The sequence below is a fragment of the Vreelandella sp. 162(4c) genome, assembly GCF_058152265.1.
Map to the genome: position 1 here is coordinate 3,970,338 of NZ_CM176981.1, position 23,164 is coordinate 3,993,501.

A 23,164-nucleotide genomic window follows, 5' to 3' on the forward strand; every position below is an offset into this window, starting at 1 on the left:
GCGAATTTACGGGTGTAAATGAGCATTTTGATCGGACTCGCGCACGAGTTGATTTTTAACGCCGTATTGGCGAGAGCAGTCAGTTTTCGTACAAAGCCCAGCATCGCGCATTGTTAAGCAGCCATTAGTCAAAAAATGTGCAAATAACATGCAACTGCCACTTAACCAGGCTTTCTTACAGCTAGATTTTCTTACAATTGGGTTCTCTTACAAATTGGCTTTCATTCACTTGGCTTTCTCTCACTTGAAAGCAATAGACTGACTGGTCTACTTTAGGCATATGAAAAATACTGCAACGCGCGACAAATTAATCGATAGCGGCGCCCAGCTGATTAGTCAGCAAGGCTACAACGCAACGGGCATTAATGCCGTTTTAAAAACCTGCGGTGTGCCTAAAGGCTCTTTCTATCACTACTTTTCCAGCAAAGAAGATTTCGGGTTGGCGGTGATCGAGCGTTTTGCCGCCAGCTATGATGAAACGTTGATGGCGCTGCTGGAAGATAATGACACGCCGCCGCTTGAGCGTCTAAAACGTTACTTCGCGGCTGGCCGTGAGCATATGCACGAGTGCGACCACGCCACGGGCTGTTTGATTGGCAACCTTGGCCAAGAGCTTTCGGGGCAGAGCGATACCTTCCGCGATGCGCTAAATCTAGTCTTTCAGCGCTGGGAGCAGCGTTTTGTGCGCTGCCTGGAAGATGCCCAGGCGCGGGGAGATATTGCCACCCATTCGCCCCCAGAAGCGCTAGCCAGCTTTATTCTTACCGGCTGGGAAGGCGCTATTCTACGCGCCAAGACGTTGAAATCCGTCGAGCCCATGGAACACTTTGAAAAGATTCTGTTCCAGCAAGTGCTGGTGCCTTCCTCTTAACGCTTACCTACTTAAACATCCGTGCTCTAGTGACGAGCTCTGAAGTGATGCTCATCAGCGGCCACATCGTTTCGAGTGGCGGCTATTAGAGCGTCATCAAGTGAAGGGTCGTCCAGTGTTATTAAACCGCACTGTGCCAGCGCTTCGCGCAGGCTGACCTGTTCATCCAGGCGTTGATACACCACCCGCACACAGCAGGGCATGCGTTCACTGTTATCCGCCACGCCTATTTTTAAGCCGGTCAAACGCGTTACTTGGCTCTGAAAACTCGGAAACAGAATCGTCTGAGTGATTTCATGGCCGTTAAGGGTTTCGTGGTCGACCAAAAAGAGTCGATCAGCAAGCTTAACCGCGGTACCTACATAACGATTGTGACACGGGCGGGAGCCGGGCGTGGTCTGCATCCGCTCGGTGCGCTGATAGACCACGCCACCTTCCCGTGCTTCCAGGCACACCAAAGTTCGCATTAACTGCCCCGGTCGCGACATTGAGTGATAAAGCTCAAAGTAACGGCCAATATAGCGCTCCATGCCTTCGCTGCCGCGCTGAACCAGCGCGTTAGGCCAAGGCAGCGTTGCTGGGGTTGCTTCTCTATTGAGCTGGCCGGTTTGTACCAGAGCACGAAAATCATGATGGGGTAGCGCGATATCCTCAGTGGTGACGCCGAAAAAGTGGCAAATGCGCTGAAGAGCGGCGTGGCTGGGGCGGTAGCGCCCACTCAGGTAGCGGTTAAACTGAGCACGGTTGATCGTTAAACGCCGACAAACCTCTGCAATAGACGGGTAGTAGCTGCAGAGCAGGCGCAGGTTGGCCACAAAATCGTCATGCATGGGGTGACTCGATTCTCTTGGTGTCGTGGCTGCCTAATGTGATGGTTCACGCCTCAGAGTGCAACGGCCTTGTGCCAGGGCCGTCGCGCCCATTAAGCAATTTTTTGTTTAAAAACCTTCCAAGACCAGTTTGCCGATCGTGCGGTTGCTCTCAATAAGTGCGTGCGCGCGTTTTAGATTCTCAGCATTAATGGGGCCTAACACCTCGCCTAAGGTGGTTGTTAGCCTTCCATCATCGACCATGGCTGCCACTTCTGTGAGCAGATCGTGCTGCTTGGCAAGATCGTCGGTGGTGAATAACGGGCGGGTAAACATCAGCTCCCAATGCAGCGAAAGGCTTTTCACTTTGAGCTTCCGCACATCGATCAGTTCCGGGTCATCAATCAGTGCCAATTTGCCCTGAGGCTTAAGGGCTTCAACAATGGCCTCAAAGTGGTGATCGGTTTGGTTAAGGCTGATCACCATATCCACCCCGTCAAAGCCTGCCACTTTAAGCGCCTGATCAAGTGGTTGGTGGTGGTCAATCACTGCGTCCGCGCCTAGCGACTTCACCCAGGATTGGCTTTCGGGCCGAGACGCCGTACCAATAACAGTAATATCGGTGAGCTGTTTGGCAAGTTGCACAAGGATTGAGCCCACGCCCCCCGCTGCGCCAATCACCAACAGGCTTTTGCCTTGGGTATCGCGCATGCCCAGCTCTAGCCGGTCAAACAGCAGTTCCCAAGCGGTAATGGCGGTTAATGGAAGCGCAGCGGCTTCAGTGTCAGAAAGGCTTTTTGGCGCTAGGCTGGCGATGCGCTCATCGACCAGTTGAAACTCGGCGTTAGAGCCTTGGCGAGCAACGTTACCCGCATACCACACCCGGTCACCTGGCTGAAAACGCGTAACGGCGCTGCCAACGGCATCCACAATGCCCACAGCATCGTACCCAAGTACGCGCGGCTCGCCGGTTTTCGGCAAGGCGCTGTTGCGCACTTTGGCATCAACGGGGTTTACGGAAATGGCGCTAACCGCAACACGAATATCGTGGGCTTCTGGTGTTGGGATCGGTAACTCAATCTCTTGAAGTGCATCAGGATGATCAATAGGCAGACTTTGGGTAAAGGCAATCGCTTTCATAATGGGGAGTCTCGTGAGTTGTCGTTGCGCCATCATGCCTGGATGTTGTTTTGCTAAAAAGAGGGGTAATCTTGCTAACAGTTTCTAATAAATTTTGAAGATAGCAGGCGCCAGGGGGTCTAATGCGTGTCGATGATCTAAAAGTGCTGACCTATGCCGCCGAGTACGGCAGCCTTTCTGCCGCTGCGCGGGAGTTAGCGATTACTCCAGCGGTGGCCAGTGTGGCCATCAAACGTTTGGAAGACGCGCTAGGCACACGGCTATTGGTGCGCTCTACCCGCAGTTTGCGGCTAACCACCGCGGGCGCACACTACCTTGTGCACGCTAAAGCGGCGCTCAATGCTCTCAACCAAGGCGAGAAAGAACTTCACCGCGAGCGCCAAGAGATCGCTGGAGAGCTCAGTCTTGCCATGCCTTCCGACCTGGGTCGCAATGTGCTGCTGGGCTGGTTGGACACCTTTATGGCCCAGCACCCGCAGTTGCATTTACGCCTGCGAGTAAGTGACCGCGTGAGTGACCTGTTCCGCCAACCCGTAGAAATCGCCCTGCGATACGGCGTTCCGGAAGACTCCAGCCTCGTCGCATTGCCGCTTAAAAGCGATAACTATCGCGTGGTATGTGCCTCTCCAGACTATATTACGCGTCATGGCAGTCCTGCTTACCCCGACGATTTACACCAGCACAACTGTCTGTGTTTCGTGCTTGGCGAACGTGTTCATAACCAGTGGAAGTTCGGGAGTGACAACATCAACGTAAAAGGCAATCGGGTGAGCGACGATGCCGATTGTGTGCGGCGCTGGGCATTGGCTGGCGAGGGCATTGCTTACAAGTCACGGCTAGACGTTGAAGAAGATCTTCGCAATGGTCGCCTAGTGGCAATGCTGGAGGAGTTTCCCTGCGAGCCAACGCCGCTTTACCTTGTGTGCCCTCATCGCCTTTCATTGACGCCTGCCGTGATAGCGTTAAAAGACTTTCTTATTCAGCAGTTAAAAGGTTACAGCCGCTAGCGACTGAGGTCAGGGTTTAACATCAACTTGTATTGCGAATCACTGATATAGGCGTTTATAAAAGGGTTACGCGATTACGTTGTGTTAGTTACATTGCCAGCAGACCAGGAGAACACCATGTTTCATGGGTTTGAAAAACAAACGCGCCACGTTAATGGCGTCGAGATCGCTTTTCGAATGGGTGGCAGAGGCCCGGCACTGCTACTGCTTCATGGCCACCCTCAGACCCACGTGATTTGGCACAAAGTGGCAGAAGAACTTGCCCCATATTTCACCATTATCGCCGCGGATCTGCGCGGATACGGTGACAGCAGTAAACCCGACGATGATCCTGAGCATCTAAATTACTCCAAGCGCGCTATGGCGCAGGATATGGCTGAGCTAATGAGCGCGCTGGGTTTCGAGCGTTTTAAAGTGCTGGCCCATGATCGCGGCGCGCGGGTCGCCCACCGTTTAGGGGTTGACCACGCTGAACGCGTAGAGCGCATGGTGCTATTGGATATCGCCCCGACGCTTGCCATGTATCGCGGCACCAACGAGGCCTTTGCACGCAGTTACTGGCACTGGTTCTTCTTGATTCGGCCTCAGCCGCTGCCGGAAATGCTGATCCAGAGCGATCCCGCCCAATATCTGAAAAGCGTAATGGGTGCCCGCAGTGCCGGTATGGCGCCTTTCTCCTCAGAAGCCCTGGCCGAATATGAGCGCTGCTTGTCGCTCCCCGGTACCGCCACCGGCATTTGCGGCGACTACCGCGCCAGCGCCACGATTGATTTAGCGCACGATCAGGCAGATATCGACGCGGGTGTAAAACTCACCTGCCCGATAAAAGTGATGTGGGGCGCTGAAGGCGCTATTGAAGCCTGCTTCGATGCTTTAAGCGAGTGGCAAAAAGTCGCCACCGATGTAGACGGCAAAGCGCTGCCTTGCGGCCACTACATCGCTGAGGAAGTTCCCGAAATGCTGCTTGAGGAAGCGCTGTCGTTTCTATGCAAGAAAGGGTGACAATAGTGTTTAGATAAACCGATCATAGCCTGGCGGCAGATCGGTTTATTTATTTCCGTCTTTAACGCTCGATACTGCTAACAATAAGCGCCGCATTGACGCCACCAAAACCGAATCCGTTGCACAATACATGCTTAGTGACGTGCTTCTGATGAGTCGCCGTGACGAAGGTTAAATCCTGCATATCATCATCGCAGTGCTCAAGATTGATGGTAGGCGGAAGTTGCTGCGTATTGGCTGCCAATACAGAAAAAATACTCTCTATGCCCCCTGCTGCGCCTAAGAGATGGCCTGTGGCGGCTTTGGTTGCCGAAATAGGAATGGCGGGCAAGCGCTCACCGAATACATTACGCAATGAGGCAATTTCAGCCCGGTCGCCAACGGGCGTCGAGGTAGCGTGGGCATTGATATGGTCAATAGCATCAGTGGTAAGGTTCGCCATGCCTAGCGCCGCTTGAATCGCTGCCGCTGCGCCGGCCCCATCCTTTGGGCCTGCCGTTAGATGATAGGCATCTGCGCTGGTGCCGTAGCCGCTAATCACCGCTAACGGCGTTGCACCCCGCGCGACCGCATGCTCAAGCGTTTCGATCACCATAACGCCAGCGCCTTCTCCCATCACAAAACCGTTACGGGCTTTATCAAAGGGTCTGGACGCGCGTTCAGGGTTGTCTGCTTCTGTGGAAACGGCCTTTAGAGCGTTAAAGCTGGCCAGTGAAAGCGGGTCAATACATGCCTCGGCGCCGCCGACGAGGGCTACATCGGCTTCTCCATTGCGTATGATGCGCATACCGTCACCAATGGCCTGTAGACCTGCCGCGCAAGCTGTAACCGGGCACCCCAGTGGGCCTTGAAAGCCATAGCGAATGGACAGATTGCCAGCAGCCAAATTGGCTAGAAAGGCGGGCACTGTGAAGGGGGAGAGTTTGCGATAGCCGCGCTCGGCAAGGTTTTTTTGGGCTTGCGTAATGGTCGGGAAACCGCCAATGCCAGAACCAATAATGGTGGCCGTTCTGCGTTTTTGAGCCTGCTCAGCGGGGAACCAGTTGGCCTGTGACAGTGCCTCATGGGCTGCTGCTAACGCGTAAAGGCTGAACAAGTCCATTTTGCGCTGCTCTTTGGGGTCAGCTATCTCATTCAGGTCAATACCGCCGCTGGGGTCTTGGTTAATGCTAGGCACCACCCCAGCAATTTTGATCGGGATATTGCTGGTGTCAAAGCGGTCAATGGTGCTGATGCCAGACTGGCCGTCAACCAGTCGCTGCCAACTTTTATTGACGCTGTTGCCTAGCGGGCTGACCATACCCATGCCGGTAATCACGATAGGTGAGTGCATAGTGGCTCCTAATTTATTGATATGGTCACCCTAGCAATGGGCACTATATGATCAAGATAATATTTAGCTGACGAGGTAGATATGCCTTATCCCAAGAGCCATAAATCGAAAACCAAAGAGCGCATTTTGGCTTCGGCGACAGAGCTATTCAGCCGTAATGGGTTTCAAAAGGTATCGATTGGCCAGATCATGAAGCTAGCCAAGATGACGCATGGCGCTTTTTACGCCCATTTCGCTTCCAAAGAGGCCCTTTACAATGAGTCTGTTCGCCTAACCATTGATAACAGCCGGGCGGCCAGGCTGGTAAAAGGCCCACTTTCGTTACAACATCTAACCGAATTAGTCGCCAACTACTGCAATCTCCAAGAGTTGGAAGCTAAGCATAAGCCGGGGCCTGAAGCGGTACTGTTCAACGAAATAGGCAGTGAAAAAGCCGAAATCCGCACCTTGTTTGAAGCGTCATATATGAGTATGAAAAAGATGCTTGAAACGCGATTGATAGCGCTGAGTAAGCTGAAACAACTTCCCTTTGCCGATGACCGCAAAGCGATTGCTGATAAATCCCGGGTCATATTGGCCTCCCTGGTAGGGGCCGTCGCCATTGCCAAAAGTTTGCCGGGGGAGGTGGAGCGAAAGCAGGTGTTGGTAGCCACACAACGCCAGATTTTGCTGATGCTCGGGGTCAGCGAAGCTGAGGCGGAGCGTATGATGCAAGCTCAATAGTTCGTGAAGAGAACCCCGAGTTGCTGCTGTAGTAAGAACAACCATTTTTGCACGACATGTGGTAGATGATTTGGGAGACTGACCAAGACGAAGCGGGTAAAAAACTGGATAATGGGCCGCAATTCGCCTACTGCCTACTGCTAGGCAAACTCATTGCTCCGGATGCCCGCTCATGGAAATCAAAGTTAACTATCTCGACAACCTCCGCTTGGAGGCTAAGTTCGACGATTTTACGGTTATCTCCGACCAGCCGATTCGCTACAAAGGTGACGGCTCGGCACCGGGGCCGTTTGACTACTTTCTGGCATCGTCTGCCATGTGTGCGGCCTACTTTGTAAAGGTGTACTGCAACGCCCGCGATATCCCTACCGAAAATATTCGCCTGTCACAAAACAACATCGTCGACCCGGAAGACCGTTATAAGCAGATTTTCAAAATTCAGGTCGAGTTGCCGGAAGATATTTCTGAAAAAGATCGCCAGGGCATTCTGCGCTCCATCGACCGCTGCACGGTTAAGAAGGTGGTGCAAACCGGCCCTGATTTCCAGATCGAGACGGTAGAAAACATCGACGAGGACGCCCAGGCGCTGCTGATGGGCGCACCGGAAGGCGGCAGTACCTACATCGAGGGTAAAGACCTGCCGCTGGAGCAGACCATTGCCAATATGAGCGCGATACTGGCCAACCTAGGCATGAAGATCGAAATCGCCTCCTGGCGTAATATCGTGCCTCATGTTTGGTCACTGCATATTCGCGATGCGGCCTCCCCCATGTGCTTTACCAACGGCAAAGGCGCGACCAAAGAGAGTGCGCTGTGTTCGGCGTTGGGCGAGTTTATCGAACGTCTGAGCTGCAACTTCTTCTATAACGACCAGTTCTTTGGCGAAGAGATGGCGGGCAGCGCCTTTGTTCACTACCCCAATGAGAAGTGGTTCAAGCCAGGGCCGAATGACGAGCTCCCCGAAGGGATTCTCGATGAACACTGCCTTGATATCTACAACCCCGAAGGCGAGCTGTGCGGCTCGAATCTGATTGATACCAACTCTGGCCGCGAAGACCGGGGCATTGTCTCACTGCCGTTTGTGCGCCAAAGCGACGGTGAAACGATCTATTTCCCCTCCAATTTGATCGAAAACCTGTTCCTGAGTAACGGCATGAGTGCGGGCAACACTCTGGTGGAAGCCCAGGTGCAGTGTCTGTCGGAAATTTTCGAACGGGCAGTGAAGCGTGAAATCCTTGAGCAGGAGCTAACCCTGCCGGATGTACCGCAGGAAGTGTTAGCAAAGTACCCAAGCATAGTAGAGGGTATTAACGCTCTGGAAGCCCAGGGGTTCCCAGTGTTGGTCAAAGATGCCTCCATGGGCGGGCAGTTCCCGGTGATGTGCGTCACCTTGATGAACCCGCGCACCGGCGGCGTGTTTGCCTCCTTTGGCGCCCATCCAAGCTTTGAAGTGGCGCTGGAGCGCAGCCTGACCGAGCTGTTGCAGGGCCGCAGTTTCGAAGGCCTGAACGATCTGCCGCTACCGACGTTTAATTCGCAGACGGTTTCCGAGCCCAATAACTTCGTTGAGCACTTTATCGACTCGGTAGGTGTGGTCTCCTGGCGCTTCTTTAGCGCCAAGCCCGATTTTGAATTCAGTGAGTGGGATTTCTCCGGCAGCAACCAAGAAGAGGCCGACACGCTGTTTGGTATCTTTGAAGAGCTAGATGCCGAAGTGTACATGGCGGTACACGAAGACTTGGGCGCACCGGTGTGCCGTATTCTGGTGCCGGGCTACTCGGAGGTATATCCCATCGAGGACTTGATCTGGGATAACACCAATAAGGCGTTGGATTACCGTGAAGATATTCTCAATCTGCACCACCTGGATGACGATCAACTCACCGACCTAGTCGAGCGGCTGGAAGAGAGCCAGATGGATGACCACGCCGATATCATTACGCTGATTGGTATTGAGTTTGATGAAAACACCGAGTGGGGACAGCTGACGATTCTGGAACTGAAGCTGTTGGTCTACCTGGCGCTTGGCCGTCACGAAGAAGCGCTGGACTGTGTTCAGATGTTCCTGCAGTACAACGACAATACCGTCGAGCGCGGCCTGTTCTACCAGGCGGTGAACGCGGTGCTGGAAATTGTGTTGGATGACGAGCTGGCGCTTGAAGATTATCTGCATAACTTCCAGCGCATGTTCGGCGAAGCCACCATGGTGGCGGTGGTTGGTTCAGTGAGTGGCGAGGTGCGTTTCCACGGCCTAACGCCCACTAACATGCAGTTAGAAGGCCTAGAGCGCCACCAGCGCTTGATTGAAAGCTATAAAAAGCTCCACGCTGCTCGGGCGGCAAAAGCGGGCATCTAAGCATTATCCAAAAATGATGATCGTTAACTGCTGGCGTTACGGCGCCAGTAGAGAAGCCAGTTTGCTCCGTACAGTCGGTCTAATCAGCAGAGTGGAACCAGGATTGGTGACTGAGGAATTCGATTAACTCGCTGCGAAACAGCTTGGCCCGCGCTGAAAGGCTTCGCCGGTAGGGCCATACCAGGAAAATTTCCCTGTTGAGCCCCTGCTACTCAGGCAGTACTCGGATTAACTCCCCCGTTTGTAGGCTGTTGGCCACCATGCTGGTAGGCATCAAGGAAACGCCGGCGCCCGATTGGGTGAGATTCAGCACAATACTCATGTCGTTACTGATGTGAAAATGGCTTTTGCGGCAAGTGTACTGACTGCCTTCCCTGTGCGTGAGATGCCAGTCGCTAAACATTTTGGCGGCCACGCTGGGGCACGCTTCTAACTCATCAATCTTACTGGGAAGAGGATGCATCATGGTGGGTGATGCCACCAATATGATCTCTATATAGCCCAGGTATTTCTGGATCAGCGTATCGTCTTTTTGTGGCCCAGAGCGTAGTGCAATATCCGCTTGTTGGCCGCGAATGTCGGCTACGTTGTTGTCCAGCTCGATGGTCAGCGAAATCTCAGGGTAGCGATGGATAAAGTGACGCCAAAATGCATCTAGCGGCCCGCTGCCCAAATTGACCGGCGCCATAATTTTCAACGGCCCGCTTAGGCTATGCAGCGTTTGATCCAGATCCAAAATGCGCTGATCTAGTGCGAGCACCAATTCCTCACATTCGCGGTAGTAGGATTCGCCGTGAGGCGTCAACGTCAACCCCTTGGTTGAGCGATAGAGCAACTCAACGCCTAGCGTGGCTTCTAATGCGCTTATACGCCTCGACACGGTGGCAATAGTCATCTTCAACGATGCCGCCGCAGCCGTGAGACTGCGTTGATTAGCGGCCACGATAAAGATATTTAGGTCATCTAACGAGGGTTTTCGCATTTTGCAATTCTGTAAAATTGATTCTCATATATTGGCATATATTACCGTTATAGATGTTTGTTAATCTACCTGCACTTATACATCATCCTTAGGTACTCTCATGAAACATAGAATTATCTTCGCTATTCTCATGTCGTTTACGCTATCGCTAATTATGTCTGCCTGGGTGACCTACGTGAATATCGGCATGCATGCTGATTTTGTTGGCATCTGGATGCACGCTTGGTTTCTTGCCTGGCCAGCCGCTGGGATCATTGCGTTTATCAGCGGCCCCTTTATCCATAAGTTAGCCCACCGCATTGCCGAGAAGGTCTGACGGCTTGCCTGATGCACTATGGTGCACCCACTGATGCAGCGAGTGCACACAACTGCACCGCTGCGCCAAATTTAATCCTGCCCCACACTTGGTAAAACGTTCTCCGCGGCGCGAATTCCACAAGCGCGATAACAAACGACGCGAATTCAAACATAACGCTAATACAAAAACGCGGAGAGAATCACATGCTCGATATGCTCAATGACCTCCTGTGGGGGAAGGTTCTACTAGTGCTGCTGGTGGGCGTTGGCATCGGTTTTACCGTTGCGTCCCGCTTTGTGCAGTTTCGTTATTTCGGTGAGATGTTTCGCATCCTCGGTTCCGGCCAAGCCTTTAAGCGCAATAAACACGGCCATTTAAGCTCGTTTCAGGCGCTGGTGCTCTCAGTGGCTGGGCGCGTTGGTGGTGGCAACATCGCCGGCGTAGCGGTTGCGATTACCTTGGGTGGCCCAGGGGCGATTTTTTGGATGTGGTTGGTGGGCTTAATGGGTATGGCCACCAGCTTTTTGGAATGCACCCTGGCACAGACCTATAAAGAAGCCGAAGGTGACGGCACCTATCGCGGCGGCCCCGCGTACTACATTGTTAAAGGGCTGGGTAAGCAGTGGCGCTGGCTGGCAGCGTTCTACTCGGTACTGCTGCTGTTGACCTTCGGTTTTGCCTTTACCGCACTGCAATCCTATGCGGTGGCAACCTCTTTCGGCGATGCTTTTGGCGTACCGGTGTTGTATAGCGGCATTGCTCTGGCGATGTTGGTAGGGCTGATTATTTTCGGCGGTATTAAGCGTATTGCACGTATTTCCGAGGTTTTGGTGCCCTTTATGGCGGTGAGCTATATCGCCATTGCGCTGCTGGTCATCGCCATGAATATTACGGAAATACCTGGCGTGATTGTGCTGATTGTAAAGAGCGCTTTCGGCCTTGAACCACTGATTGGTGGCGGTATTGGCGCGGCAATTATGATGGGCCTGAAGCGTGGCCTGTTCTCTAATGAAGCGGGCTTGGGTAGTGCGCCAAACGTCGCGGCGGTGGCCTATGTGCCGCACCCTGCCAACCAGGGCATCGTGCAGGCGTTTTCGGTATTTATCGATACCGTGATTATCTGTTCCGCCACGGCGTTTGTGATTCTGCTCAGCGGTGCTTATGACCCGACCGTAGGTGCTGGTGTTGAAGGCATCGCCCTGACCCAGGCAGCGCTGGCCGACCATGTGGGCGAATGGGGCCGCACTTTTGTCAGTTTGGCACTGTTGCTGTTTGCGTTTAGCACCATTCTCTACAACTACTACTTGGGTGAGAACAGCCTCAACTTCTTTAGCCGCGACAACCAGAACCTGTTTAACGCCTTCCGCGTTGCCATCGTGCTGTTGGTTTGCTGGGGCGCGACCACTGATTTGGGCACCGTGTTCGGCTTTGCTGATGTCACCATGGGGCTGCTCGCAGTGGTCAACCTGATTGCGCTGATCATGCTGTTTAAGTGCGGCCTGCGCATTTTGAAAGACTTCGATGGTCAGCGTCGGCAGGGCATCAAACAGCCGATTTTTGACGCTAACCAGCATCCGGATCTTGACCTGGATCCAAAAGCCTGGGAGCTAGAGCCTGAAGAGGCCGAAGCGTTAAAGCAGCGCCTGGAAGGCGCGCCTGCGAAGTAAGTATTTATTTAGACGACTGTACTGATTAGGAAAGGAGTGACCATGCCCCGCGTACTGATGCTCTATACCGGTGGGACTATTGGTATGCAACCATCGTCACAGGGTTATATACCTTGCGCGGGGCTGGCCGAACGCCTAGCGGCGTATTTGGCATTGGACGATCTTTACCGGCTGCCAGCGTTTGATGTGCTGGAAATGCAGCCGTTGATTGATAGCGCCGAGCTAATGCCAGAGGCCTGGAACCGTTTGGTGGCACAGCTGGAAATCCACTGGTCGTGCTATGAAGCGTTTGTGATACTCCATGGCACCGATACCATGGCGTACAGCGCCGCGGCGCTTTCGTTTATGCTCGGTGCGTTGAATAAGCCGGTGATCTTCACCGGCTCCCAAATTCCACTGGGTGAGCCAAGAAGCGATGCGCTGAATAATGTGTTCAGCGCGCTGCAGCTTGCGGCTCACCCCGCAACACCTTGTGAAGTAAGCCTGGTGTTTCACGACCGGCTGTTGCGCGGTAACCGAGCCCGCAAGGTGCGCACTCAAGGCTTGGATGCCTTCGACTCACCCAACTTCCCCTGGCTTGCCGAGCTTGGTATTGGCATTAGTTTTCCCCAACCTTCGGCGCTGCTAAGCGGTATACCCAACTTTGTACCTATTGAGGTGGACGACGAGGCGGTGGCGGTACTGCCGCTGCATCCAGGAATGTCGCTGCGCCGCGCAAAGGCGTTGCTGGCGGATAAAACGCTAAAAGGGCTGGTGCTTTATAGCTACGGGGTTGGCAACCCGTTGAGCTTTGAAGGCGAGCTGCTTGACGCCTTGAAGGCGGCCAGCGAGAGAGGCGTAGCGCTGCTTAACGTCACCCAGTGTGCCCAAGGTGAGGTAGTGCAGGGCGCCTACGCCAGCGGTGCTGCACTCAATCAAGCGGGCGTGATTGCCGGCAGCGATATCACTCTGGAAGCCGCCATCGCAAAGCTCACCGTACTCATTGGGCAAGGGCTGGTGGGGTCAATGCTGAGCAAGGCATTGAGTGCGCCCATGCGCGGTGAGTGTAGCCGTTAAGCTTATCAGCGGGAAGAAACGCTCAGCGCGGTGACGGTTAGCAAGATGATCCCCATACCGACCATTTGAATAACGCCCAGGCTTTCGTTTAACACCGCTACACCAAACAGGGTGGCGGTAATCGGCTCGACCATGGCAACCATGGAGGCTAGCGCAGGTGCCGCATGCTTGATACCTACCACGTACAGCAGAAAAGATAGTCCAGCGCCGAGAATGCCCAGCGCCACAAACAGCGGCAGCTCCGGAGCGCTGATAACGCTGACAGCCTGGTTAATGTCCGTTGGAAACAGCAGTGCGATGGCTAGCACGGTGAAGGCGACCGAAAGAATTGCCTGAGGACTGCCATGGGGCGCGGCATACTTGAAACCAAAAATGAACGCTGCATAAGAGAGCCCGGCAAGCAGCCCGGTGCCTACGCCAATTAACGAGAGACCACTGGCGCTGATGGCATACAGCTTGGTTAACAGCACAATACCCACCATGACCAGCGCAATGGCCAGCCACTTGGCAGCGGTGGGGCGCTCTAGTTTGAGGGAAAATGAGACGAGGTAGACAAAAACAGGGGCGCAGTACATCAGGGTGGCAGCGACCGCAACGTTGCCATACTCAATACTAAGAAAATAGAACGTAAAATTGCCAGCGACGCCCAGGCCTGCAACCACTGACCAGAACCAAAGCCGCTTGCTGTTTAGTCCGCTATGCCGACGTTGAAGCAGCAGCCACCCAAGTGCGAAGAGAAGCCCTATAAACCCTCGATAAAATGACACGACGGCTGCATCCCAGCCGTCGTCTAACAAAATGCCTGCGATTCCCCCAGATATCCCCCAGCAGAAGGCCGCCAGCGCTATCAATAAACTGCTTGCGCCTGCCATATTTCACCTATCGTCCTTGAGCGGTAAACACTCGGGAGCAACGAATGTTTAAACGCATTTCTACTGCTTAGCGATGGCTCCTGATCTACTGCCTGTAGACCTTAATGCGGCTCCCCTGAAAGGTAGACGCTGAGCCCAGTGAACGAAAGCCAGCTAACACCAGCTATCCAAAAAACCAGTAACACACCGCAATCGCAGTGGTTACTCCCGCCACATCGGCGACCAACGCACAGCCCAACCCGTGGCGAATGCGAGTGATACCCACGGCGCCAAAGTAGACAGCCAGCACATAGAAGGTGGTTTCAGTGCTACCTTGCATAGTGGCCGCGAGTAGCCCGGCGAAGCTGTCTACGCCGAAAGTATCCATGGTTTCGATCATCATGGCGCGGGCGCCGCTGCCAGAAAGCGGTTTCACAAAGGCGGTGGGGAGAGCATCGACAAAGCGGGTGTCCCAGCCAAAGCCTTCTACTATCCAGCGGATACCGCCTAAGCCAGCGTCTAAAACGCCGCTGGCGCGCAGTACGCCGACCGCCACCAGCATGGCGATCAAGTAAGGCAGCAACGTGATGGTAAAGCTCAGCCCCTCTTTTGCGCCTTCAATAAAGGCGTCGTACACCCTCACCCCACGTAACGCCCCGACCACTAAAAACATCATCACGATGCTAAATAGCGTCAGGTTACCGACTAGCGTAGAGGCCGCGGCTAGCGCCTGGGCGGACATGCCTGCCAGCGTGGTGATCAGTAGCCCCAACGCAAGTGCAGCAATCGCTAAATAGGCTAGCACCACGGGCTGCCAAAGTTTTAAGCGCTGCATCAGTGCCACCGCCAAAAGCCCTGCCAGGCTGGAGGCGGTTGTCGCTAGTAAAATAGGTAAAAAGACCAGCGTGGGGTCGGCGGCGCCTTGCTGGGCGCGATACATAAAAATCGTTACCGGCAATAGCGTGAGAGAAGAGGTATTGAGCACCAGAAACAAAATTTGTGCGTTGCTGGCGGTCTCACTGCTGGGGTTAAGGCTCTGCAGCGAGTGCATCGCCTTGATGCCAATCGGCGTAGCGGCGTTATCCAGACCCAGGATGTTCGCCGCGAAGTTCATACTGATTAGCCCCATAGCAGGGTGGCCGCGGGGAACTTCTGGCATCAAGCGGCAGAACAGCGGGTCGAGCACCCGTCCAAGCAGGCGAATCAAGCCTGCCTTTTCGGCAATCGAAAGAAACCCCAGCCACAGCGTCATGGTGCCCAGCAGCACCAGGATAATATCAACGCTCACTTCCGCCATGTCGAACAGCGACTGCACCAAGCGGGCAAATACCTCGCTATCGCCGCCAACCAACCACTGCCAGAGTGAGGCCGCGAAGGCAGCGATAAAGAAGCTTAACCAAATTCCGTTGAGCATGGGGAGTGGGCATCCTGGGGGTTAAGAGTTTTTATATCTCCAGCAATGCCACTTATCCTAACCAATGAGCGCCCGTCACCGCTAACCTGACAGCGAAAGAAAGAACAGAATTAGCGGCGGGGAGAGCAGTGAAAGGATAAACCCGCTGACCACGGCAATGGGTACGCAGGCCACACCGCCGTGCTGCTGAATGACGGGCAGGGTGAAATCCATGGAGGTGGCGCCGCCGTAACCAATCGCCAGTGCGGTATGGCGGTGAATCACCAGTGGAATCAATATAAACGCCAGCAGCTCCCGGGTCAGGTCGTTGAAGAACGCCACACCGCCCATCAGTGGGCCTAGCTGGTCGCCGATCAAGATGGCCGAAAGAGAGTACCAGCCAAAGCCTGACGCCATCGCCAGGCCTTCGTTCCAGCTTAATGAGAGCAGCGGGGCGGCAGCCAAGCCTGCCAGCAGCGAACTTATTGCTAGCGTCACCGCAATCGCCAGCCCCATGCGGTTAAGTAAGATCTGCCTGAGTGGCATGCCGGAGTTACGCAGCTGGCAGCCAATCAGTGCCAGCAGCAGGTAGAGTACCCATTCGGCCAGTAAATCTGCGCTGTTGAAAAGCCTATCACCCAGGAGTGGCCCCAGCAGCAGGCCAGCGATAACGCCCCCTGCCACCACTGCGACCAATAAAAGCGAACCCTGCATGGCCGCCAGCTTACTGGTCGGAGCATTTTTCACCACCGGTGAGCTACCGGCCTTAAGCGTTAAACGGCGCGATAGCCACCATAGTGCTGCTAAGTTAAATAGCGTGGTAATGCTAAATAACAGCAAGGCGTTGCCACCCAGGCGCGAAAGCTGGCTAGTCAGGTTTTCAAGCCCGGCAAGGCTTATGCCCATGAATAGCAGAATCAGGTAAACCGAGCCATTAACCGCTCGGTTGATCAGATTCTGTAACTGTATGGAACGGACGCGAACCAGATAGCCAAGAAAAAGCGGTAGTAGAACAATCAATAAACCGGAAAACATTTAGGGCGTCGCGCCACCGTTTGGGTTGAAGTTAGTTAATGTCAGCTGCGTTTCGCGGCGACCCTCTTTTCGATACACCGCAGAAAGAATCAGCCCGGGCCAGTCAGGGTGAAAGCTAATGGTTAGCAGGCGGTCGGGCTTCTCGATATCGATGAGCGATACGTTCAGTGCTTCAAACTCTCCTGCGGGAACCTCAATGCTGCCTGGGGCGGTAACATAATATTGAAAGTGCTCATCGCGGCCTTTTTGATCGACAAACTCAATCGCGCAGGGCGTACTCTGTGTACAGTTTTCGTGTCCCGCCCGGCGGGAGAGATCAAATAGCGCCGCTTGGCGATCTAAAGTGGGGATCTCACCTTCGTTCAGTTGATAGCTATCACCCACGCCCAGCACCGAATAGCTGCTGCTAAAGAGCAGAGCGTTGGTGTCATTGCCATTGAGCGAAAAACGGCTGAACTCCTGGCCGCGCGCCACGGTGATTGAAAAGCGCATATCGCTTAACCAGTGATTCCCTTCGTTAGAGAGGCGATGGGTAATGGTAGCCCCAGGCCAACCGCGAACCTCAAGCCGGTACTGTGCTTCAAAGGGCTGGGGGGTTTCAAAGGGCTGCGGCTCTTTGAATGTCTCAGTTGCTAATGCCATGCCACTTGAGCAGGAAATAGCAAAACCCAACCCCACACACCTGAGCGCGCGGCCAGGTAGTCGTGCGAAAACATTGACCAAGGGCCTTTCCTCCATAAAGGGTATCTTCCTAAGAGCCTTTAGCCACTGCTTGGTTCCCAGTGCGCCAGTATAGCCTGGGTGGGGGGCGTCAGTAACCTGCCTCCGGGTTGATGGTGGAGAGTTTTTCACCCGATTCAAAGGCATGCAAGTAGGCGATCACTTGGTCGATGGCATCATTCAGCGGAGTAGGTGCCGCCATATGGGGTGTGACGATTACCTTAGGATGCTGCCAGAGCGGGTTGTCAGCGGGCAGCGGCTCTTCCTGGAATACATCCAATAGCGCACCCCGCAGGTGCCCCGGCTGGCGACCGCTACCCAGTGCTTCCAATAGCGCCTGCTCATCAATCAAACTACCTCGGCCAGGATTAATCACACTAGCCCCTTGGGGCAGCTGGGCCAGCCGCTCGGCGTTGAGAATATGTTGAGTGGCGGCCGTATCGGGCAAAATGGTGATCAGGCTCTGCACTTGGCCGAGCAGTTCGCTTAATCCATCGTCGCCATGAAAGCAGTGCACACCACGGATCTGCTTGGGGGAGCGGCTCCAACCCAGTACTGGGAAACCTGCTTGCTCCAAGGCGCTGGCCACAAAGCTGCCAATAGCGCCCAGGCCTAATACACCCACCGGCCACTGGGATTTTTCCACCACCTCTTGCGGCGCCCAAGTGGCGCTTTGCTGCTGCTCTGAGTAACGATCCATGCTGCGGTAAAAGTGCAGTACGCCATAGAGGGCGTAATCGGCCATCAGCTCTCCCATGCCCGCATCGCGTAATTTTACAATTGGCACGTCGTTGGGTAGGCCTGGGGTTTTCAGCAGATAATCCACCCCTGCGCCTAAATTGATGATGCCTTTGAGCTGGGTCTGCTCTTGCAGTAAATGGGCGGGGGCTTTCCAGATGGCGAGATAGTCAGCATCTTTACGCTCATCCGCTGGTGCCTCGCTGGTGAGTACAGTGGCTTGGGGCAACGCTTCCGCAAGCGCCGCTTGCCACTGTGCCGCCTCATCAATATGCACGACAATTTTCATTTCGTTTCCTCTCGCTAAACGTGTTTCCAATGCAGGTTATCATGGTGAGCGATAGGGGCCGTTGCAAGCTCGCATAGTGCAAATAACGATGCCGTATGCACTTTTTGTCATAAAGCCTTTGACCGCTAACCAAGGGTCGGTGCTAGTATCGGCTTAAGACGACATTGGCGGGCCTGCTGCAAGCGCGGCAGATGCAACCCCGACGCCTGATCGGTGGTGGCCAGGTCGATCCTGTGGCCCAGCGTTGCGTGCCTATCGTAGGCAGTGCGCTGGTTCTTGGTGATCTTTAATGGCGAGTTGCCCGATGACTCAGGTTTCCCTGCCTTTCACGCGCGAAGAGTACGCTAACCGCCTGTGGAAAGTGCGTGCTGAAATGGCCAGTCGTGGTATTGACGTACTGATCGTCAGTGACCCTTCCAATATGGCTTGGCTGACCGGCTACGACGGTTGGTCGTTTTATGTGCATCAGTGTGTGCTGGTGGGCCTTGAAGGCGAGCCGGTATGGTTCGGGCGGCGCATGGATGCCAACGGTGCTCTGCTCACCTGTTGGATCGATCCCGAAAACATTACCTACTATCCAGATTACTACGTACAGAATCCGGACATGCACCCGATGGAGTATCTGGCTCAGTCGATCATGCCGGATCGCGGCTGGCATCTGGGGGTGGTGGGTATGGAGATGGATAACTACTACTTCTCCGCCAAGGCCTATCTAAGCCTACTGCGCGAACTCCCCCATGCGCGTTTTATGGATGCCAATGCGCTGGTTAACTGGTGCCGGGCGATCAAATCGCCGCAAGAAGTGGCCTATATGCGCATTGCCGCCAAGATTGTGGAAGGCATGCATACGCGTATTCTTGAAGTGATTGAGCCTGGCTTGCCCAAGAGCAAGCTGGTGTCAGAGATTTACCGCGTTGGCATCGAAGGTTTTGTGGATGAGAACGGCAAAGTATTTGGCGGCGACTATCCCGCCATAGTGCCCATGCTGCCTACTGGTAAAGACGCCGCCGCGCCACACCTAACCTGGGACGACACGCCGTTCCGCAAAGGTGAAGGTACTTTCTTTGAGATTGCCGGGGTGTTTAAACGCTATCATGCGCCGATGTCGCGCACCGTATTTCTGGGCACCCCGCCGACGGATTTTATTCGCGCGGAATCAGCTCTGCTGGAAGGCATCGAAAATGGTTTGGCAGTGGCCAAACCTGGTAACCGTACGGCGGATATCGCCATGGCACTGGGTGCGGCGATGGATAAATACGGTTTTGACCGTGGCGGCGCCCGCTGTGGTTACCCTATCGGTATCTCCTACCCGCCTGACTGGGGCGAGCGCACCATGAGTCTGCGCCCCTCGGATGAAACCATTCTCCAGCCAGGCATGACGTTCCACTTCATGCCTGGGCTATGGGTCGATGACTGGGGCCTGGAAATTACCGAAAGCATTCTGATTACCGACGATGGCTGTGAGACGCTGGCCAATTTCCCGCGCCAGCTGTTTGTGAAGTAGTGCTGAGATAGCTGCCCGTAACATAAAGGAATTTTTTCATGACGACGATGCGACCAAGTCCCATTTCCGCCACCGTTGATTTTGATGCCGATGGCGTTCAGCACGGCTTTTTAAAACTACCGATCTCTACCGATGAGTCTGCCTGGGGCGCGGTAATGATTCCTGTGACCGTGGTTAAAAACGGCGAAGGCCCCACGGCACTGCTGACCGGCGGCAACCATGGCGATGAATATGAAGGCATCACCTCGCTACTGAAACTCTCTTCAACGCTGAAGGCAGAGGACGTGACAGGGCGGGTGATTATTGTGCCGTGCATGAATACTCCGGCAGTCATGGCAGGCAAGCGTACCTCGCCGATGGACAAGGGCAATCTCAACCGCAGCTTTCCCGGCGACCCCAATGGCAGCGTCACGCCGCAAATTGCCGACTACTTCACCCGTGTGTTGGTACCCATGGCGGACGTGGTGCTCGACCTTCACTCGGGCGGCCGCACGCTGGATATTCTGCCCTTCGGCGCGTCTCACGTGCTGGATAATAAAGAGCAGCAGCAGGCCGCTCTGGAAGGTGCCAAAGCGTTCGGCGCCCCCTATGCCATGGTGATGTTTGAGCTGGATGCGGAAAAACTCTTCGACACTGCCTGCGAGCGCCAGGGCAAAGTCTTTGTGGCCACCGAGCTTGGCGGCGGCGGTACTTCCACCCCACAAAGCATTGCCATTGCCGAGCGCGGCGTGCGCAATTTCCTGATTCACTACGGCCTTGTAGAAGGCGAAGTGGAAATGCCCACAGGTGGGCAGCTGTATCTCGATATGCCCGACGCCAGTTGCTACGTGCAGAGCCAGCACTCCGGCGTGTTAGAGCTATTGGTGGCCCTGGGTGATGAAGTGAAAAAAGGCCAAACCATCGCCTACGTGTACGACATGACCCGCAGCGGCACCGATCCGGTTGCCTATAAAGCAGAGCGCGACGGCATTCTAATGGCTCGCCGTGCCCCCTCACTGATCAATATGGGGGATACCCTGGCGGTGATTGCCGATGTTGTTGAACGCCTGGAGGCGTAATCCTCGGCATGATGAAACTTGACCGTTACGATCTGAAAATTCTCGATATCCTCTCCCGCGATGGGCGAATCACCAAGTCGAAGCTAGCCGAGGCGATCAATCTCTCGGTCAGCCCCTGCTGGGAGCGGGTAAAGCGCCTGGAAAAGGCTGGCATCATTGAAGGGTATACCGCGCGCATCAACGCGGACGTGTTGGTGCCGCGCAATCCTGTCTGGGTGCAGATTGAGCTCAAGCAGCACAACGCCGAAAGCTTCACTCGTTTTGAAGCGCTAGTGATGCAAACCCCGGAAGTTACCGAGTGTGTGGCGGTGGGCGGTGGGGTGGATTACTTAGTGAAGTTTGAAGCGCGCACCATCGATAGCTACCAGCGTTTGATGGATAAGTGGCTGGTCTCTGAAGCCGGTATCGAGCGCTACTTCACCTATATCGTGACCAAAACCGTCAAGCGCGTTCCTATAGGCATTGATACCGACGACATTCTTTAATGTAGTTTTGGCCCCCTATCGTAAGCCCACCAAAAAAAAAGCACTGCCAAACGCTCTCTGACAAAAAAAGTCGCGTGATAAGTCTCGGTTTTCAAAAACACTTCGTGGCTCCTCTCCGTTAACCTGTGGGCATTCGACGGCAAGGCTAATCAGCGCTTGCTGACAATGCCACACAGTGACTGCAGCGCTCGGTTAGCCAGACTGCATTTGAGGGGGAGGTTCCCATGACCACACTATCGACCACGCTCGCCAAGCGCCTGGAAGATCCGCGTCTGTTCCGGCAGTACGCCTACGTGAACGGTAAGTGGACTCACGGGGAAGGCGGTCGCGAAGAGGCTGTCTATGACCCCGCTACCAATGAAGCCATTGGTCATATCCCGTTGCTGGAAGCCGAGCAGATAACCGCCGCTGTAGATGCCGCTGAAGCCGCTTTTGTACAGTGGCGGGCGCTACGCGCCGATGAGCGCTGCGAGCGCCTGCTGGCCTGGTATGACCTGATTCAAGCTAACCGTGAAGACCTTGCGACCATCATGACGCTGGAGCAGGGTAAGCCGCTGCCCGATGCCCGTGGGGAGGTGCAGTACGGTGCCAGTTTCGTGCGCTGGTTCGCCGAAGAGGGTAAGCGTACCTATGGCGAAACCATCCCCAGCCATATTCCCAACGCATCACTCGGTACCATTAAAGAGCCGGTGGGCATCGCGGCGATGATTACGCCGTGGAACTTTCCGCTGGCGATGATTACCCGCAAAGCTGCGGCGGCGCTGGCAGCGGGCTGCCCGGTGATCGTCAAACCCGCCAATGAAACGCCCTTCTCGGCGTTGGCGCTGGCGGAGCTGGCCGAGCGTGCTGGGATTCCCGCGGGGATTTTCAATGTGGTGCTGGGCGACCCTGCGGAAGTCTCAAAGATTCTCTGCGCCGAATCGCGTATTCGGGCGTTGTCGTTCACCGGTTCCACCCGCGTGGGCCGTCTGCTGATTGAGCAGAGCGCTAATACCGTCAAGCGGCTCTCCCTGGAGTTGGGGGGCAATGCGCCGTTTATTGTTGGGCCCGATATGGATCCCAAAGAGGCGGCCTTTGCGGCCATTGACGCCAAGTTCCAAACCGCTGGGCAGGACTGTCTGGCTGCCAATCGCATTCTGGTGCATGAATCTATCCACGATGAATTCGTAGAGCATTTCAGCGAGCGTATGGCGGCGCTTACCGTGGGCAATGGCCTCCACAGTGAGATAGACCTTGGCCCGTTGATTCACCGTCAGGCGGTAGAAAAGGCGGCCGCGATTGTCGATGACGCCATTTCCAAAGGCGCCAAGATGGTGGGTGGTGATCAAAGCCAGGCACCGGGGGAAAATTTCTTTATGCCGGTGATGCTGACCGGCGTGACGGCGCAGATGAAAGTGTGGCGGGAAGAGAACTTCGCGCCTGTGGCCGGGATCACCGCCTACAGCACCGACGACGAAGTGATTGAAATGGCCAACGACACTGAGTACGGCCTGGCGGCGTATATCTATACCCACGATATTCGCCGCATCTGGAAGCTGATGCGCGCCCTGGAGTACGGCATGGTCAGCGTTAACTCGGTTAAGATGACCGGCCCGCCGGTTCCCTTTGGTGGCGTGAAGCAGTCTGGCCTTGGCCGTGAAGGCGGTGCCACGGGTATCGATGAATACCTGGAAACGAAGTATTACTGCCTGGGCGCGCTGGGCTCAGTATCGGGTAGTTAAGTCCGGGAACTTGAGTTGGCCTTGTGGGAGGCCGGCTCGGCCGGGGGAAGGCACCGTTAGGTGCCCAAAAATAAGTTCATCATTAATGAATAAAGCACCTCCCCGCTGACTGGGGAGGTTTACCGT

The 23,164-nt window shown here is 54.8% G+C and carries 21 protein-coding genes; 12 read left to right on the top strand and 9 right to left on the bottom strand.

The genetic code is table 11. From position 1 onward, the window contains the following. Positions 1–280 precede the first annotated feature (280 nt). Entirely contained in the window at positions 281–871 is a 591-nt protein-coding gene (locus AC4EYZ_RS18205; RefSeq protein ID WP_022522312.1) for a TetR/AcrR family transcriptional regulator, read from the top strand. 26 nt (positions 872–897) lie between these two features. Here AC4EYZ_RS18205 and AC4EYZ_RS18210 read toward each other — a convergent pair whose 3' ends face one another. Both AC4EYZ_RS18210 and AC4EYZ_RS18215 read right to left on the bottom strand, forming a co-directional pair. Then, positions 898–1,701: a helix-turn-helix domain-containing protein gene (locus tag AC4EYZ_RS18210; RefSeq protein WP_022522313.1), complete on the bottom strand. Its 804-nt coding sequence runs from the start codon at positions 1,699–1,701 to the stop codon at positions 898–900. Between the two features lie 108 nt (positions 1,702–1,809). Continuing rightward, positions 1,810–2,820 carry a zinc-binding alcohol dehydrogenase family protein gene (locus tag AC4EYZ_RS18215; RefSeq protein ID WP_022522314.1) on the bottom strand — a complete coding sequence of 337 codons (1,011 nt, stop codon included), beginning with the start codon at positions 2,818–2,820 and terminating at the stop codon, positions 1,810–1,812. 122 nt (positions 2,821–2,942) lie between these two features. Between AC4EYZ_RS18215 and AC4EYZ_RS18220 the strand changes: the two genes are divergently transcribed. Both AC4EYZ_RS18220 and AC4EYZ_RS18225 read left to right on the top strand, forming a co-directional pair. Then, positions 2,943–3,827 carry a LysR family transcriptional regulator gene (locus AC4EYZ_RS18220; protein WP_009287358.1) on the top strand — a complete coding sequence of 295 codons (885 nt, stop codon included), beginning with the start codon at positions 2,943–2,945 and terminating at the stop codon, positions 3,825–3,827. 117 nt (positions 3,828–3,944) lie between these two features. Beyond that, positions 3,945–4,829 (top strand): alpha/beta fold hydrolase, encoded by an 885-nt coding sequence (locus AC4EYZ_RS18225; protein ID WP_039859383.1) that lies wholly within the window; start codon positions 3,945–3,947, stop codon positions 4,827–4,829. A gap of 61 nt (positions 4,830–4,890) precedes the next feature. On the opposite strand, the gene fabF is transcribed toward AC4EYZ_RS18225, so the two are convergent. After that, positions 4,891–6,162: a beta-ketoacyl-ACP synthase II gene (gene fabF, locus AC4EYZ_RS18230; RefSeq protein ID WP_041158842.1), complete on the bottom strand. Its 1,272-nt coding sequence runs from the start codon at positions 6,160–6,162 to the stop codon at positions 4,891–4,893. 81 nt (positions 6,163–6,243) lie between these two features. Here fabF and AC4EYZ_RS18235 point away from each other — a divergent pair, with 81 nt between their 5' ends. Beyond that, positions 6,244–6,885, top strand: a complete 642-nt coding sequence (locus AC4EYZ_RS18235; protein ID WP_027958059.1) for a TetR/AcrR family transcriptional regulator — start codon at positions 6,244–6,246, stop codon at positions 6,883–6,885. A gap of 172 nt (positions 6,886–7,057) precedes the next feature. Next, positions 7,058–9,241, top strand: a complete 2,184-nt coding sequence (locus tag AC4EYZ_RS18240) for an OsmC domain/YcaO domain-containing protein (protein ID WP_039859382.1) — start codon at positions 7,058–7,060, stop codon at positions 9,239–9,241. 208 nt (positions 9,242–9,449) lie between these two features. Here the strand turns inward: AC4EYZ_RS18240 and AC4EYZ_RS18245 are convergent, their stop codons facing one another. Continuing rightward, the gene (locus tag AC4EYZ_RS18245; RefSeq protein WP_474191644.1) at positions 9,450–10,223 is read right to left on the bottom strand and encodes a LysR family transcriptional regulator; all 774 of its coding nucleotides are present in this window, start codon (positions 10,221–10,223) and stop codon (positions 9,450–9,452) included. Between the two features lie 100 nt (positions 10,224–10,323). Here AC4EYZ_RS18245 and AC4EYZ_RS18250 point away from each other — a divergent pair, with 100 nt between their 5' ends. The 3 genes from AC4EYZ_RS18250 to AC4EYZ_RS18260 all read left to right on the top strand — a co-directional run bounded on the left by AC4EYZ_RS18250 (position 10,324) and on the right by AC4EYZ_RS18260 (position 13,244). After that, positions 10,324–10,539, top strand: a complete 216-nt coding sequence (locus AC4EYZ_RS18250; RefSeq protein WP_022522320.1) for a DUF2798 domain-containing protein — start codon at positions 10,324–10,326, stop codon at positions 10,537–10,539. Between the two features lie 185 nt (positions 10,540–10,724). Further along, positions 10,725–12,188 carry an alanine/glycine:cation symporter family protein gene (locus tag AC4EYZ_RS18255; protein WP_009287354.1) on the top strand — a complete coding sequence of 488 codons (1,464 nt, stop codon included), beginning with the start codon at positions 10,725–10,727 and terminating at the stop codon, positions 12,186–12,188. 42 nt (positions 12,189–12,230) lie between these two features. Continuing rightward, complete coding sequence (locus AC4EYZ_RS18260; protein WP_039859381.1) at positions 12,231–13,244, top strand: asparaginase; 1,014 nt, start codon at positions 12,231–12,233, stop codon at positions 13,242–13,244. Between the two features lie 5 nt (positions 13,245–13,249). On the opposite strand, the gene AC4EYZ_RS18265 is transcribed toward AC4EYZ_RS18260, so the two are convergent. The 5 genes from AC4EYZ_RS18265 to AC4EYZ_RS18285 form a co-directional block, all read right to left on the bottom strand. Continuing rightward, entirely contained in the window at positions 13,250–14,116 is an 867-nt protein-coding gene (locus AC4EYZ_RS18265) for a DMT family transporter (protein WP_009287352.1), read from the bottom strand. Between the two features lie 163 nt (positions 14,117–14,279). Continuing rightward, positions 14,280–15,509: a nucleoside recognition domain-containing protein gene (locus AC4EYZ_RS18270; protein WP_027958055.1), complete on the bottom strand. Its 1,230-nt coding sequence runs from the start codon at positions 15,507–15,509 to the stop codon at positions 14,280–14,282. 81 nt (positions 15,510–15,590) lie between these two features. Next, on the bottom strand, positions 15,591–16,523 hold the full coding sequence (locus AC4EYZ_RS18275) for a LysO family transporter (protein ID WP_009287351.1): 933 nt from the start codon (positions 16,521–16,523) through the stop codon (positions 15,591–15,593). Beyond that, the gene (locus tag AC4EYZ_RS18280) at positions 16,524–17,165 is read right to left on the bottom strand and encodes a hypothetical protein (protein WP_083868797.1); all 642 of its coding nucleotides are present in this window, start codon (positions 17,163–17,165) and stop codon (positions 16,524–16,526) included. A 169-nt stretch (positions 17,166–17,334) separates the two neighbouring features. After that, on the bottom strand, positions 17,335–18,270 hold the full coding sequence (locus tag AC4EYZ_RS18285; protein WP_039859378.1) for a 2-hydroxyacid dehydrogenase: 936 nt from the start codon (positions 18,268–18,270) through the stop codon (positions 17,335–17,337). Positions 18,271–18,574: 304 nt separating this feature from the next. Here AC4EYZ_RS18285 and doeA point away from each other — a divergent pair, with 304 nt between their 5' ends. The 4 genes from doeA (at position 18,575) to AC4EYZ_RS18305 (ending at position 23,038) form a co-directional block, all read left to right on the top strand. Continuing rightward, positions 18,575–19,774 (top strand): ectoine hydrolase DoeA, encoded by a 1,200-nt coding sequence (gene doeA / locus AC4EYZ_RS18290; protein ID WP_027958052.1) that lies wholly within the window; start codon positions 18,575–18,577, stop codon positions 19,772–19,774. Positions 19,775–19,812: 38 nt separating this feature from the next. Beyond that, the gene (gene doeB, locus AC4EYZ_RS18295; protein ID WP_022522327.1) at positions 19,813–20,832 is read left to right on the top strand and encodes a N(2)-acetyl-L-2,4-diaminobutanoate deacetylase DoeB; all 1,020 of its coding nucleotides are present in this window, start codon (positions 19,813–19,815) and stop codon (positions 20,830–20,832) included. Between the two features lie 8 nt (positions 20,833–20,840). Then, positions 20,841–21,317 carry an Lrp/AsnC family transcriptional regulator gene (locus tag AC4EYZ_RS18300; RefSeq protein WP_022522328.1) on the top strand — a complete coding sequence of 159 codons (477 nt, stop codon included), beginning with the start codon at positions 20,841–20,843 and terminating at the stop codon, positions 21,315–21,317. Positions 21,318–21,541: 224 nt separating this feature from the next. Beyond that, positions 21,542–23,038, top strand: a complete 1,497-nt coding sequence (locus AC4EYZ_RS18305; protein ID WP_027958051.1) for an NAD-dependent succinate-semialdehyde dehydrogenase — start codon at positions 21,542–21,544, stop codon at positions 23,036–23,038. The last annotated feature ends 126 nt before the right edge of the window (positions 23,039–23,164 follow it).

Bases quoted from the DNA above. Each gene is read 5' to 3' on its own strand.
- AC4EYZ_RS18275 (WP_009287351.1), bottom strand. From the start codon at position 16,523: ATGTTTTCCGGTTTATTGATTGTTCTACTACCGCTTTTTCTTGGCTAT.
- fabF (WP_041158842.1), bottom strand. From the start codon at position 6,162: ATGCACTCACCTATCGTGATTACCGGCATGGGTATGGTCAGCCCGCTA.
- AC4EYZ_RS18235 (WP_027958059.1), top strand. From the start codon at position 6,244: ATGCCTTATCCCAAGAGCCATAAATCGAAAACCAAAGAGCGCATTTTG.
- AC4EYZ_RS18255 (WP_009287354.1), top strand. From the start codon at position 10,725: ATGCTCGATATGCTCAATGACCTCCTGTGGGGGAAGGTTCTACTAGTG.
- AC4EYZ_RS18260 (WP_039859381.1), top strand. From the start codon at position 12,231: ATGCCCCGCGTACTGATGCTCTATACCGGTGGGACTATTGGTATGCAA.
- AC4EYZ_RS18245 (WP_474191644.1), bottom strand. From the start codon at position 10,223: ATGCGAAAACCCTCGTTAGATGACCTAAATATCTTTATCGTGGCCGCT.
- doeB (WP_022522327.1), top strand. From the start codon at position 19,813: ATGACGACGATGCGACCAAGTCCCATTTCCGCCACCGTTGATTTTGAT.
- AC4EYZ_RS18265 (WP_009287352.1), bottom strand. From the start codon at position 14,116: ATGGCAGGCGCAAGCAGTTTATTGATAGCGCTGGCGGCCTTCTGCTGG.
- AC4EYZ_RS18240 (WP_039859382.1), top strand. From the start codon at position 7,058: ATGGAAATCAAAGTTAACTATCTCGACAACCTCCGCTTGGAGGCTAAG.
- AC4EYZ_RS18270 (WP_027958055.1), bottom strand. From the start codon at position 15,509: ATGCTCAACGGAATTTGGTTAAGCTTCTTTATCGCTGCCTTCGCGGCC.
- AC4EYZ_RS18300 (WP_022522328.1), top strand. From the start codon at position 20,841: ATGATGAAACTTGACCGTTACGATCTGAAAATTCTCGATATCCTCTCC.
- AC4EYZ_RS18225 (WP_039859383.1), top strand. From the start codon at position 3,945: ATGTTTCATGGGTTTGAAAAACAAACGCGCCACGTTAATGGCGTCGAG.
- AC4EYZ_RS18285 (WP_039859378.1), bottom strand. From the start codon at position 18,270: ATGAAAATTGTCGTGCATATTGATGAGGCGGCACAGTGGCAAGCGGCG.
- AC4EYZ_RS18210 (WP_022522313.1), bottom strand. From the start codon at position 1,701: ATGCATGACGATTTTGTGGCCAACCTGCGCCTGCTCTGCAGCTACTAC.
- doeA (WP_027958052.1), top strand. From the start codon at position 18,575: ATGACTCAGGTTTCCCTGCCTTTCACGCGCGAAGAGTACGCTAACCGC.
- AC4EYZ_RS18205 (WP_022522312.1), top strand. From the start codon at position 281: ATGAAAAATACTGCAACGCGCGACAAATTAATCGATAGCGGCGCCCAG.
- AC4EYZ_RS18305 (WP_027958051.1), top strand. From the start codon at position 21,542: ATGACCACACTATCGACCACGCTCGCCAAGCGCCTGGAAGATCCGCGT.
- AC4EYZ_RS18250 (WP_022522320.1), top strand. From the start codon at position 10,324: ATGAAACATAGAATTATCTTCGCTATTCTCATGTCGTTTACGCTATCG.
- AC4EYZ_RS18220 (WP_009287358.1), top strand. From the start codon at position 2,943: ATGCGTGTCGATGATCTAAAAGTGCTGACCTATGCCGCCGAGTACGGC.
- AC4EYZ_RS18215 (WP_022522314.1), bottom strand. From the start codon at position 2,820: ATGAAAGCGATTGCCTTTACCCAAAGTCTGCCTATTGATCATCCTGAT.
- AC4EYZ_RS18280 (WP_083868797.1), bottom strand. From the start codon at position 17,165: ATGGCATTAGCAACTGAGACATTCAAAGAGCCGCAGCCCTTTGAAACC.